This window comes from Methylicorpusculum sp. (assembly GCF_030651835.1).
Taxonomy (GTDB): domain Bacteria; phylum Pseudomonadota; class Gammaproteobacteria; order Methylococcales; family Methylomonadaceae; genus Methylicorpusculum.
The window spans coordinates 42,749-54,798 of sequence record NZ_JAUSBX010000056.1; the positions used below are offsets into that span (position 1 = coordinate 42,749).

10 protein-coding genes are annotated in these 12,050 nt (G+C 48.4%); 6 read left to right on the forward strand and 4 right to left on the reverse strand.

Annotated features, from left to right (window positions below):
* Window positions 1-263 precede the first annotated feature (263 nt).
* Together Q7V32_RS07430 and Q7V32_RS07435 are read right to left on the reverse strand one after the other, a co-directional pair.
* Entirely contained in the window at window positions 264-1,952 is a 1,689-nt protein-coding gene (locus Q7V32_RS07430; protein ID WP_304896344.1) for a hypothetical protein, read from the reverse strand.
* 568 nt (window positions 1,953-2,520) lie between these two features.
* Window positions 2,521-2,733 (reverse strand): cold-shock protein, encoded by a 213-nt coding sequence (locus Q7V32_RS07435; RefSeq protein ID WP_304896345.1) that lies wholly within the window; start codon window positions 2,731-2,733, stop codon window positions 2,521-2,523.
* Window positions 2,734-3,090: 357 nt separating this feature from the next.
* Here Q7V32_RS07435 and Q7V32_RS07440 point away from each other — a divergent pair, with 357 nt between their 5' ends.
* Genes Q7V32_RS07440 through Q7V32_RS07465 form a run of 6 tightly spaced genes read left to right on the forward strand, consistent with a single transcriptional unit; the run spans window position 3,091 to window position 8,693 of the window.
* Window positions 3,091-4,215: an ABC transporter permease gene (locus Q7V32_RS07440; protein WP_304896346.1), complete on the forward strand. Its 1,125-nt coding sequence runs from the start codon at window positions 3,091-3,093 to the stop codon at window positions 4,213-4,215.
* The gene (locus tag Q7V32_RS07445) at window positions 4,212-4,979 is read left to right on the forward strand and encodes an ABC transporter ATP-binding protein (protein ID WP_304896347.1); all 768 of its coding nucleotides are present in this window, start codon (window positions 4,212-4,214) and stop codon (window positions 4,977-4,979) included. Before Q7V32_RS07440 ends, Q7V32_RS07445 begins: the two co-directional genes overlap by 4 nt.
* An 8-nt stretch (window positions 4,980-4,987) precedes the next feature.
* Window positions 4,988-5,905 (forward strand): MlaD family protein, encoded by a 918-nt coding sequence (locus Q7V32_RS07450; protein WP_304896348.1) that lies wholly within the window; start codon window positions 4,988-4,990, stop codon window positions 5,903-5,905.
* On the forward strand, window positions 5,902-6,480 hold the full coding sequence (locus tag Q7V32_RS07455; RefSeq protein ID WP_304896349.1) for a hypothetical protein: 579 nt from the start codon (window positions 5,902-5,904) through the stop codon (window positions 6,478-6,480). Before Q7V32_RS07450 ends, Q7V32_RS07455 begins: the two co-directional genes overlap by 4 nt.
* A 12-nt stretch (window positions 6,481-6,492) precedes the next feature.
* Entirely contained in the window at window positions 6,493-7,410 is a 918-nt protein-coding gene (locus Q7V32_RS07460; RefSeq protein WP_304896350.1) for an ABC transporter ATP-binding protein, read from the forward strand.
* Window positions 7,407-8,693, forward strand: a complete 1,287-nt coding sequence (locus Q7V32_RS07465; protein ID WP_304896351.1) for an ABC transporter permease — start codon at window positions 7,407-7,409, stop codon at window positions 8,691-8,693. The genes Q7V32_RS07460 and Q7V32_RS07465 overlap by 4 nt, the downstream gene beginning before the upstream one ends.
* Before the next feature lie 50 nt (window positions 8,694-8,743).
* Here Q7V32_RS07465 and Q7V32_RS07470 read toward each other — a convergent pair whose 3' ends face one another.
* Window positions 8,744-10,072 carry an MFS transporter gene (locus tag Q7V32_RS07470; protein ID WP_304896352.1) on the reverse strand — a complete coding sequence of 443 codons (1,329 nt, stop codon included), beginning with the start codon at window positions 10,070-10,072 and terminating at the stop codon, window positions 8,744-8,746.
* Between the two features lie 170 nt (window positions 10,073-10,242).
* Window positions 10,243-11,673, reverse strand: a complete 1,431-nt coding sequence (gene dbpA, locus Q7V32_RS07475) for an ATP-dependent RNA helicase DbpA (RefSeq protein ID WP_304896353.1) — start codon at window positions 11,671-11,673, stop codon at window positions 10,243-10,245.
* Window positions 11,674-12,050: the final 377 nt, after the last annotated feature.

The following is a 12,050-nucleotide window of genomic DNA, read 5'->3' on the forward strand; positions in this document are numbered from 1 at the left end:
TACTCCTCTCTCTTATTTATTGTTATGGTGTAACCACTCACCCGTTTGGAATAGAGGGTGTAGGTGATTGATTGAAAAGGCTTCTGCAACAGGGATGTTGCAGAGAGCTACAGGGACGTATTCATGCGTCCTTTGAAATCAAGCGCCTAAACCCAATAAAATGGAAGGGGGTGAGCAGATTCGTTATGGTTTATCGATAATGCACGATTGCAGAACTCTAATTCAGTAGCCGAGCTTATGTCAATCCGGGCAATATTAATTGATCAATTTCCGTCTTTCGCCGACCCGTATTTATCATTTAGAAAATAGCGCCTGGTGATATAAATGGCTAATAAAGGCATGGCCAACCCTAAGAACATGACCGTAAATAGTAACTCGCCTAACTGACTGTAATCGGCAGGAACTTCTATTGCGCCGGACGTTATATCTTTAATTTCACGGGTAATGACAAAGATTTTATTGAGCAGCTTGGTGATGAGTTGAGACAGCGATAGCGCAAGATTAACAAACGCCGCCATGACAGCAAAATAAGTTGCTTTTGTTTTTTCGGGCGCTGAACTGGCGATCCATGCCAGCATTGGAATCATCGACACCTGTCCCAACGGTGACTCCAGCGCCGTATCAAACAAGGCAATGAACCTTGCATCGACAACGCCGCCCGTATGCGCAGCGGTCCATTCGTGTATCCCATAATACAAACCGATATTAGGCAGGTAAAGAATCGTACCCGCTACGGTCAATACGGCAATGATATGCGTAATGGGACGTTCGGCCATAAATCGCCTGAATAAAAACATCCCCAGCAGCGTCAGCGAACTGGTCAATAACGACAATTGCGCCAGAAACTGTTGATCAAATGCCAATTCATCGATCATCCACCAGGTTTCTCCTGCCCCGGTCGTTGGAACGGCACGGAAAACAAAGATCACCAGAGCAGTGCCATAAAGGGTTTTTCGAGCGTTCTCGTCCAGCTCCACGGTCAGATATTTGATCAGAAATAATACGATAGCCAACGAACCCGCGAAGACGATCTCTTCTTTGTAGGGAATATTACTGAGCCCCATCACCATGGCAAACAGAACAAATGTCAAGCTACCGCCCAATATCCAGGGGTTCATCAAGGTGGGCTCTTGGTCATCGCGGCCTAACATACGCTCGATTTGATCTCGCTCAAACCCCTGAGCAGCCAATCGCCATTCCTGCTGAGACCGGAGATAGGTTGCCAGAACAACGCCCAGTACCGACACAACCGGAATCAATAAAGCCCAATGGTAAACCGACAGATAAACGGCTGTTTTCTCAGTTTCACTTAATGATTCAACGCCGCTAAATGCGATTACATTAGCGCCAGCGACCAATAAACTGCCGCCTATAATGGCAACACGCCCCAAAGTCTGCATGGTCGTGTGACCCAGCATCATTTGCAAACCGGAAATGGGCTGACCTTGGTCATCGACTCGCGGTACGGCTTCAACCGTCATGGCATCCGCCACGGTATCCTGAATGACATAGCCGATTGGCGCCAACAATGTCGCCAATACATACCAGGTTTCAGCGGGCATGATATTTGTCATATAGGCTCTATCACCCAGCAGACTCGCCATGATGACCAGACTTGCGGCAATCAGGCCTGCGCCAACATAAATAAAAGCCCCCTTATGGCGCCAATATCTATCGACCAGATGTCCCATGGGCATTTTCAGCGTCCATGGCAACATCACCCAGAAACTGAGGGTCGCCAAAAACTCGGCCGACAAACCCAGATAGTCTTTTACAAAAAAAGTCCCGACTATCCCTGTTAATCCGGAAATACCGGCGGCTAAATAAACCATCAAAGGCGGTACATAGCTCATTCGCATCTGTCTGCCCAAATCATAAACATTACGATCAAGCCAGTTTAGCCATCGGTTATATAGGCTGTTATTTGATGAATCTTGATTTTGTGTTGCCATGAGCTTGCCTTTCAAATGAAGTTTCATAGCCCCTGATGAGGCAGTCTGTAAAATGTAACCTGATTATAAAGATGCTTCAGCAACAACGTCTTTCCGGCAGGGATTGCCGGAATCCAGAGCACAAGGATGTGTTCGGCGCTCGCCATCCATGGCATCCGGATCTCGGCAATCCCTAACGAGATGACGATTTATGACTGAGCTGATTGATATTTATAATCAGGAAATGTAATCCCACAAACGGTGTAATAAAGCAGCGTTAGGATAAGCTTTTTTAGCGTTAAGGTTAAGCTTAATGAATTAAAACACTGGTGCATAATCGGCATCAGTTTCCCGAATTCATCTAGGGTTTTGGGCGCTAAATAACTTCCCGAAACATTATGCCTTGAAGCGGGGGTTCACTTCAGCGATTCCCAGTTTGATATTTTCAGCGTCATTTTGCCTATTCAAAAAACTCACGGACATAAAAAAACCGGCAGTCTGTTAAAACAGTGCCGGTTTATTTACTGAGCAGAAGATGACTAACTTAAATGATTAGTCGACTTTCCAAACCCCAGAAGTTTTTTATAACTTAGATAACGCTGACTTCTTCAGCTTGTGGGCCTTTTACGCCCATGCCAAGCTTGAATTTTACAGCTTGACCTTCATTCAACGATCTGTAACCGCTGGTATCCAAGATATTTTTAAAATGTACGAAAACGTCAGGACCTTGTTTCTGTTCGATAAAGCCAAAGCCTTTATCAGAGTTAAACCATTTGACGGTGCCGGTAGTCATTGTAGACATAATAAGTCCTAAGAAAAATAAATATAAAGCCTAAAAAGGCGGTAGCGCTGGTAAATTTGGAAATTACTGATGGAGAACAGGACGAAAGACTACAGACGAGACATCGAGCGGTAAACAAAGGTAAAGTACATTTTCTAGCTGGTGATCATTGTAGGCTTAATATCCGGCTTGTCAATTTTTATTTAAGAACAGCCGCTTTTCTAACATTGACTACGCTTCACTATTGAAAGATCTCGGGGTTAAATCCAAAGATCTTCACCTCCAGCTTGGCTTGATCTGATGTTCGAAAGTTGCAAATAATCTTCTATCGGCATGACTTAGCGTTAGAATAAACATTTTAAGATAAGGTTAAGCTCAATGGCTGAGAACGTATCCAGGCCAAGTATAGAAATCACACATCAAAAAAATGTCCGTATCATACGTTTGCGCGGTGCCTGGACATTACTTAGCCTGAAAGATCATCCATTCCTTGCCAAAGAGTTAGCTGCTTGCCGGGCGTTACCCACTCCACACTGGCACCTGTCGGACATAGACACACTGGACAGCGCGGGTGCTTTTGTCATTTGGCAAGCCTGGGGCAAAACGATACCCGAACAGACTCAACTCAAACCGGATCATCAGAATCTATTTAAACGCTGGCAAGAATGTCCGCCTATTCAGCGAGTCAAAACGAAAAAAGACCTGACCCACCAATTACTCAGTGTGAGCGAGCAAATAAGAGGCGTACTCAGGCAGATCCACGACGGTGTCATTTTGGTCGGCCAGCTTGTTCTGGATTTTTTGTATTTGCTCAGAAAACCCGGAGAGATACCCTGGGCCGAAATTTCTATGACTATTTTTGATGCCGGGGTTCGTGCATTAGGCATTACCGCATTGGTTGGTTTTTTAATCGGTGTCGTCTTAAGTTATTTATCCGCCTTACAATTGCAAGCCTTCGGAGCGGAAATCTATATTATCGACATTCTGGGCTTGAGCATCTTGCGGGAACTAGGCCCACTGCTGGCGGCTATTCTCGTTGCCGGTCGTTCGGGATCAGCCATGACGGCACAAATCGGTATCATGCGCGTGACTGAAGAGCTGGATGCGCTTTCCGCAATGGGCATTTCGCACTCACTGCGACTGATTTTTCCCAAAGTGATCGCTTTGTTGGTTACGCTGCCTTTGCTGACGATATGGACCGACGTTGCCGCTTTACTCGGCGGCATGTTATCGGCCAATCATCAACTGGATATCAGCATGCAGCAATTTTTTGTGAGACTGCCTAATTCGGTACCTCTGGTAAATATTTTCATCGGACTGTTAAAAGCCTCCGTGTTTGGCGTACTGATTGCGTTGGTTGCCTGCCACTTTGGCTTTATGATAAAACCCAATACCGAGAGCTTAGGCAACGAAACAACGAACTCCGTCGTCGCGGCGATTACCATCGTTATCATGACGGATGCTGTATTTGCTATTCTCTTTATGAAAGTAGGGATGCCATGAAAGTGACACCCGCCATCGTTATTGAAAATGTATGGACACAATTCGGCAAAAAAATCATCCATCGCGACATCAGTTTCACGCTGGAAAGAGGCCAGATTTTAGGACTGGTTGGCGCATCCGGTTGCGGAAAAACGACGTTGCTGCGAGAAATGATAGGCCTTCAAGCTCCCAGCCAAGGGCGATTGTCCATACTGGGCCATGACATCAACTACCGGCAGCCGCATGCCTCAGGACAACTTAAAAACCAATGCGGTGTGTTATTTCAAAAAGGCGCCTTATTCAGTTCACTTGACGTGTTCGAGAACATCGCTTTTCCATTGCGGGAACTTAAACTTAACAATCCTTCACTGATCGAACATCTGGTCAATTTAAAGCTGAGCATGGTCGGCCTTGAACCGCAAGATGCCTGGCTGAAGCCTGCCGAACTTTCAGGCGGGATGATCAAGCGTGTTGCGCTGGCCAGAGCGCTGATCCTTGAACCCAAATTACTGCTCCTGGATGAACCCACCTCGGGACTTGATCCCATTGCCAGCCAGGGCTTTGTCGATTTGCTGGATGCGCTGCACAATGAACTGAATTTTACCGTCGTCATGGTCACTCACGATTTGAATGTATTGAACGACTTGTGTACAAAAGTAGCCGTTCTGGCGGACCAGCAACTTATCGCCTATGGGCCGGTAAGCGCTGTGCTAAACTGCGACCATTCCTTTGTCCGGCAGTTTTTTCATAACAAAAATGCCGAAAAAATATTTTTGCATCAATGAGGTAAAACTTGGGTAGAAATACACACGCGTTTATAACCGGTCTTTTTTTATTGATCTTGCTGACCGGCACCGCTGTAATTATTTACTGGCTCGGCAATTTTGAAAAAGAACGAGAGCTTTATGTAATCTCTACGCGCGGCTCCGTTACAGGCCTGAATCCGGAATCAACCGTATTTTACCGGGGTATTGCTGTCGGCAAGGTAAGGCGCGTCTACTTTGATACCGAAGATCCCTTAACCATACTTATTCCAATAGAGGTTGAGAAAGGCCTAAATTTCACCCGTGGGCTCTATGCCACACTGAGATTGAAAGGCGTCACCGGACTAACTCAAATTGATTTGCAAGACGCAGGCAACAATAAAGCCCTGTTGCCCCCGGGAGGCTTGAGTCCACGCGACTTTATTCCTCTACTGCCTTCATTAACCGACCGGCTCATGGACTCAGGACAGGATATCCTGGCAAAAGCCGAAAAATTAATGGCACGACTCGATCATTTCTTAAGTGAAGAAAATGAAGCGGAAGGCGTAGCCATTCTAAAAAATCTGAATATTGCCAGCAGCAAACTGATCGGTCTCGAAGACCAACTCAGTGACTTATTGACGGATATGCCGGATGTTAAAAATAACGCTCAAAACACGTTCAAAAATATTGACCGGATGACTCATGATGTCAGTGAGGCGGCAACCGGCATCAAAACACTCAGCAAAAGGGCCGACGGACTGATAAAAGGGGGCGATAAAGCCACTGAAATTTTAGTTGACACCACCCTGCCCAAGTTCAATGAAATTATCACTGAACTTCAAGCAACCCTTCAGCAAGTCAGACGCGTGGCATCGCTGGTGCAAGACAATCCTCAGGCATTCATATTAGGTCCGCCGCGCGAAGAGCCGGGACCTGGCGAACCAGGGTATCAGGAGACACCATGACACAGTTATCATTGATCATTCGCACAACACTAATCCTGCTAAGCACCTTAATGATGGGTTGCAACGCGTTTAATAAACCTTTAAGCACTGCGCAACATGACCTGGGGCCGCTAACTGAAATAACGTCCCATGACGACCTCAATGCAGACAGGCGCATGATCATCTCCGCACCTGAGTGGCTGAACGATAACCGCCTCCGCTATCGTCAACTCTACAAAACACCTACGCTGGTAAAAGCCTATTCGCTGGATCGCTGGGTAGCGCCACCCACACAGTTATTACGGCGATACTTTGCATCCCTGCCGCTGCCTCCGGACACCCAATTACGCTTACAGGTGATCGACTTTGAACAGCAGTTTGACAGCGCCCATTCAGCAAAAAGTCTGTTCAGCTTCTCGGCTGAATTATTCGACAAAGACAAAAAAGCTATCGGCACCCGTTTTTTTCGCTTGGAAGAAGCCAATGAATCCGCGGATGCCCAAGGCGCAATAAAGAGTTTTGTCACGCTGACGCGGCAAGCCAAAAACGAACTCATTAGCTGGCTAAGCCAAACAACTTCGGCATCTGCAAACTAAACACCGCTAACGATGATTGATGTCGAAGATCTGATTTTTGAATACCCGGGCCTGCGGGCATTGGATGATGTTTCTTTTCATATACAACGAGGCAGCATAACCGCATTGACCGGGCCAAACGGCGCGGGAAAAACCACGCTGTTACGCTGCATGGCAGCGCTGGATCAGCCGGTCAGCGGAGCCATTAGAATCGCGGGTATTGATGTCCTGGAACAGCCGCGCGATTGCCATCGCATCATCGGTTATTTATCCGACTTTTTCGGACTGTATCAACGACTGACTGTCCGGCAATGCCTGCATTATGTAGCCCGCGCCCAAGGAATAGACGAACAGAATTGCGATGCGGCGATTGCCGATGTATGCCGGCGTCTTCATATTCTGGAGCGACTGGAGATGCGTCCCGGCGAATTGTCACGCGGACTGCGTCAACGCGTCGCCATAGCCCAAGCCATCATCCATCAACCTCAGGTTGTCCTGCTCGATGAACCCGCATCCGGACTGGATCCGGAAGCGCGCCATGAGCTGGCCGAACTCTTTCTGGATTTACAACAACAGGGCATGACGCTACTGGTTTCCTCGCACATCCTCGCAGAACTTGAAGCCTATTGCAGTGACATGCTGGTGCTGCGTCAGGGACGGATTGTCGAACAGGTAGCAATAAAATCTCGCAGTTTCTTCAGTACTCCCTATAAATTGGTACTGGCAACAGCGGTTAACAATCTCAAGGAAATACTCAATCGATTGACCGGCATCAGTGTGTTAAAAATAGAAAGCAATCAACAAGCCTGGCTGACAATTGACGGTGATGCCAAGCAGCAGCACCATGTTTTAAAACAGTTACTGGCACTGGATTTACCGGTATGCGAGTTCGCTCCCGCCCCCGGAAATCTGCAGGACGCTTATCTGGAAACCATCAAACTTCGCCCATGAATATCAATCCTGAGTTTCAGCGGCAACTTTATCTGGAATGTTCGCAAGCAAGGCTGATCGGCATTCCTTTGCTTCTTTGCGCCGTTTTCACATTCAGCTATTTTGTTGATAACCACCAATTGGCAAGCGGCACCGCACAAATTGCCATGACATTGTTTCTGATCATCACGCTGCTATGGGGTGCCCGGCAAACGATGGATAGCGTGGTAGAGGAATACCGCGACCGCACCTGGGATACTCAGCGTTTATCGGCATTAAGCCCATGGCAGATGGCCTGGGGCAAATGGCTGGGCAGCACGATCATGGTCTGGTATGCCGGATTGCTTTGCCTGCTGGTTTATCTAATTGCCAGCGATCAAGGACGCCCTCTGTTTTGGTCGTGTTTTTATGCAACCGCTGGCGCTGTGCTGGTGCAAGGAATCAGTCTTTTATTGGGTCAAATCAGTGCTCGTCAGGGACACACCAAGACCGGTTCAACGCTGTTAATCGTGCTATTAGGCGTGTTCATCATCGCGCCATGGAATCGCTTCGCCAGTTTGGGCTATTTTCAGCAAACGGCAGCGGTAAACTGGTATGACTCGCGCATCATTCAGCAGGATTTTGAACTGATCAGTCTGTTATTGGCATTATTCTGGTGCAGCATGGGTAACTTCCGGTTGATGTCCCAGGAATTGGGAATACGAACAATGCCCTGGTCCTGGCTGGCATTTGCGGGATTTTTGATCATCTATCTGGGCGGTTTCCTGCCCGGCACCTCATATCCGTTTTCACTGATGGCATTTATGGTTTGCATCACGCTCAGCTATATCGGTGTTGTGGTCGAACGTAACGAAGCCATTCGTATCAAACGGTTGTTGACTTACCTGCAGCAACACAATTGGCGGCGAAGCGCGGAAGAATTGCCGATCTGGTGTGTCAGCTTACTGTTAGCTACACCTTTCTCGCTGCTGCTCAGCGTGTCTGAACATCCTATGCGCAATGTGGGCAACAGCTTTCATTTTTATCCGCTGCCGGTTTTATTGCTGTTACTGCGCGATGTGGCTTTGTACCTGTTTTTCAGCTACGGCAAAAATCCGCAACGCGCTTTAAGCTTAACCCTGCTGTGGGGTGTGTTGTTGTATGGCATCCTTCCGGGACTGTTTACTCTGGTCGGGCAAAATTGGCTGGCCGCGTTGTTTTTTCCGCTATGGGCGGATTCGGCAGGTGGCGCTCTGGTTTGTGCATTATTACAAACCGCTGTGTTGTCAGCATTACTCTACAAACGCTGGCAGGAGAGCGTTTGATCCTGACGGTCATAAAGATGTTATGGGAAGTGCTGACGATTAGGCTGCGGTTACTCGGCATCCGCGTGCTCGGCCAAGGCACGGCCTCTTGCTTCATTGACATGACGGCTGAACAAGAACGCTGCGCCGAACAAGACAATACAGAATAAAATTGCGCTTTTCAGACCGACTAGCATCTGCAGCAGCCCAAGACCCAATAAACCCGTCATCCCGGCCAGCTTCATCGACAAGCCCCAAAAACCGAAATACTCGGCTGAACGAGACAACGGCGAAAACAGGCCCACCAGTGTTCGAGTGGATGACTGACAGGAACCCAGGCACAAACCCGCCAGACCGCCTACCAGCAAAAAGACATACTGCGCCTGCCAATCCACGCCAAAGTGTATTCGCAGGGCATCACTTATCGCCGGGGTCAAATAAATCAGCGCGATGGCCAGCATCCATAATACCAATGTCAATCGGTAGGTAAACATGGCTCCGAGGCGATCCTGAACAAAGCCGAAGGCAACCGCGCCAAGTGCTGCGGTAATCTGTACGATTATAAACATCCAGGTTCTGACCTGCTCGTCCCAGCCGATAATCTGCGCACCATAGATAAAGGCATAGGTGATGATGATGTAGATGCCGCACATCGAGAAAAAAATTGACACCAAAAGAACCGCCAGATCGCGGCGATCCTTGATATGCTCAATCGTAGATCGCACTCGGCTGATACCTAGTCGCAAGTAGCCGGTTCCAGGCGGCAAAGGTTTGGACACGCCGCGTTCCCTGACCCACAAAAAAGTAGGAATGGCCGCAACAAGAAAGAAAAAAGCAGCCCAGGGTCCAACCCAGCGAATGCTCTCGAAATTTTCGGCGCTCACCTCACCCAGAACCAATAACACGAAAACAGCCGAAACCATACCGCCTATATACCCTAGCGCCCAACCAAATCCGGAAATCTTTCCCAGGTCTTCGGGAGGCCCGAGCTCGGGCAAAAATGCGGCAATAAAGGCCTCGCCTATCGAATACGCGAAATTGGAAACGATTAACAGCAACACACCCAGCCAGGCATAACCCGGAGCCACAAAATAGAGCGCCCCGGTACTGATGACGGTCAACAGATAACTGGCAAATAAAAAGCGTTTTTTGCTGCCCGTGTAATCCATCACGGCACCGGCAATAGGCGAGAGAATGACCACCCCTAAATAACCTAAAGCCAGCGATAGGCTCCAAAGAAAATTACCGAGGCGATAGTCAGGCGCATCACCCACGATAACCCGGGTGAACAGATCACCAAATACAACCGTTACGATCAATAGGGTATAGGCCTGGTTAGCGAAATCGAACATCGCCCAGCCCACTATTTCTTTATTGGATGCTCTCAGACGCTGAGTCATAAATATCTCCTGCCGGATTAAAACAAGGGATTATTTTACCGGCTTTACGTTTGCCGTTAATTGATACGCATTTTGCAGGAGCGGGCCATGCCCGCGATTGAACCCGCTTAGGTCGCGGGCATGGCCTGCGCCTAAAGTCCTGCCTATCGATTCATTGCGATAGCGTTAACTTAGTCCTTCAATATCCGGACTTTTACTTTTTTGCCTTTGATCTTACCTGTCGACAACTTGCGAACCGCTTCGCGCGCGATATCGCGGGCAACGGCGACAAATGTGGTTTGATCGGTTATCGTGATTTTACCGACTTGCTCGCGGGTAAATCCGGCTTCGCCGGTAAGCGCACCCAGCACATCACCGGGCCGGATTTTTTCTTTGCGTCCGCCCAAAATCAGCAGCGTTACCATGGGCGGCAACAGCGGACTATCGTCTCCGCTTTCCAGTGAAGCAAGACTGTGCCACTCCGGTTCGCTGTGGGTCATTTTTGCGATCGCGTTGACCCGGTGCCATTCTGAAGGACTGCACAGACTCAATGCCCAGCCATTCTCCTCGGCACGACCGGTGCGGCCAATACGATGGATATGAATTTCAGGATCAGGTGTCACATCGACATTGATGACTGCTTCAAGTTGATTAATGTCCAGGCCGCGCGCAGCAACATCGGTCGCCACCAGCACCGAACAACTGCGATTGGCAAACTGGATCAGCACCTGATCGCGCTCACGCTGTTCTAGATCGCCGTTTAAAGTCAGCGCATGAAAGCCCTGTTTATGCAGGACGTCCAGCAAGTCGCGGCATTGTTGTTTGGTGTTACAAAAAGCCAGTGTGCTGACCGGGCGATAATGTCTGAGCAAAATGCCAACGGCTTGCAACCGTTCTTCGTTTTTGATCTCGTAAAAACGCTGGCGAATTTTACTGTCCTCATGCTGTTCCAGTAGCTTCACTTCCTGAGGATTACGCTGAAATTGTTTTGCCAATCGGTCAATTCCCTCGGGATAAGTCGCCGAAAATAACAAGGTTTGACGCCCTGCCGGACAACGCTTGGCTACGTAGGCGATATCGTCGTAAAACCCCATATCAAGCATACGATCGGCCTCATCCAGCACCAGCGTATTAAGCGCTTCCAGATTCAGACTGGCCCGCTGCAGATGATCCATGATCCGGCCCGGAGTACCAACCACGATGTGCGCGCCATGTTCCAGACTCGTCATTTGCGGCCGCATCGTAGTGCCACCGCACAATGACAGAATTTTGATGTTGTCCGCAGACCGGGCCAAGCGCCGAATTTCCTGAGTGACCTGATCGGCCAGTTCTCGCGTCGGGCAAAGAACCATAGCTTGCACCGCAAAACGGCGCGGATTCAGATTGTTCAACAGCGTCAGTGCAAATGCTGCTGTCTTGCCGCTGCCCGTCTTGGCTTGGGCAATCAAATCGTGACCGGCCAGCGTAATCGGCAGACTGGCCGCCTGAATCGGGGTCATGGTCAGATATTCAAGCTGCTGCAGCGTCGCCAGCATCGCTTCCGGCAGTGGTAATTGGTTAAAAGAACATCCTGCAGCGTTAACTGAGGACGAGGAAGAGAGCGTAGGATTAATAGTGTTCATAAGCCATTATCCGTAACTGGCAAGGATGTGTCTGTAAAAATTTTGATAACTTTTTCGAAAATCAGAACGCTTGCAGCGTTTCAGTCAAGCAGAAGCAGGCTCGCTTCATTATTCTTTTTTCTTGCAAACAAGAATGATTCGCATTAATATAAATTCAAATCGTTTCCTGACTCAAGGCTGACGAAAGATTTTTAGCTTGGCAAGGTACAAATCATGTTTAAAGCAGATTTCCAATTATTTTCTAATGTTACACACCCGGTTCAAACACTAAGAAAACCATCATCCCGTCCCAAAAAGGGCAGACTTGCTTTATTTGTCGATAGCATCGGCCAAAGGCTTAATAGACGTTGGAGGCACTACCTATCATTAAAATGGAT

Excerpts from the sequence above, each read along its gene's own strand:
- Q7V32_RS07440 (WP_304896346.1), top strand. The coding sequence starts at position 3,091 with ATGGCTGAGAACGTATCCAGGCCAAGTATAGAAATCACACATCAAAAA.
- Q7V32_RS07445 (WP_304896347.1), top strand. The coding sequence starts at position 4,212 with ATGAAAGTGACACCCGCCATCGTTATTGAAAATGTATGGACACAATTC.
- Q7V32_RS07455 (WP_304896349.1), top strand. The coding sequence starts at position 5,902 with ATGACACAGTTATCATTGATCATTCGCACAACACTAATCCTGCTAAGC.
- dbpA (WP_304896353.1), bottom strand. The coding sequence starts at position 11,673 with ATGAACACTATTAATCCTACGCTCTCTTCCTCGTCCTCAGTTAACGCT.
- Q7V32_RS07465 (WP_304896351.1), top strand. The coding sequence starts at position 7,407 with ATGAATATCAATCCTGAGTTTCAGCGGCAACTTTATCTGGAATGTTCG.
- Q7V32_RS07430 (WP_304896344.1), bottom strand. The coding sequence starts at position 1,952 with ATGGCAACACAAAATCAAGATTCATCAAATAACAGCCTATATAACCGA.
- Q7V32_RS07435 (WP_304896345.1), bottom strand. The coding sequence starts at position 2,733 with ATGTCTACAATGACTACCGGCACCGTCAAATGGTTTAACTCTGATAAA.
- Q7V32_RS07460 (WP_304896350.1), top strand. The coding sequence starts at position 6,493 with ATGATTGATGTCGAAGATCTGATTTTTGAATACCCGGGCCTGCGGGCA.
- Q7V32_RS07470 (WP_304896352.1), bottom strand. The coding sequence starts at position 10,072 with ATGACTCAGCGTCTGAGAGCATCCAATAAAGAAATAGTGGGCTGGGCG.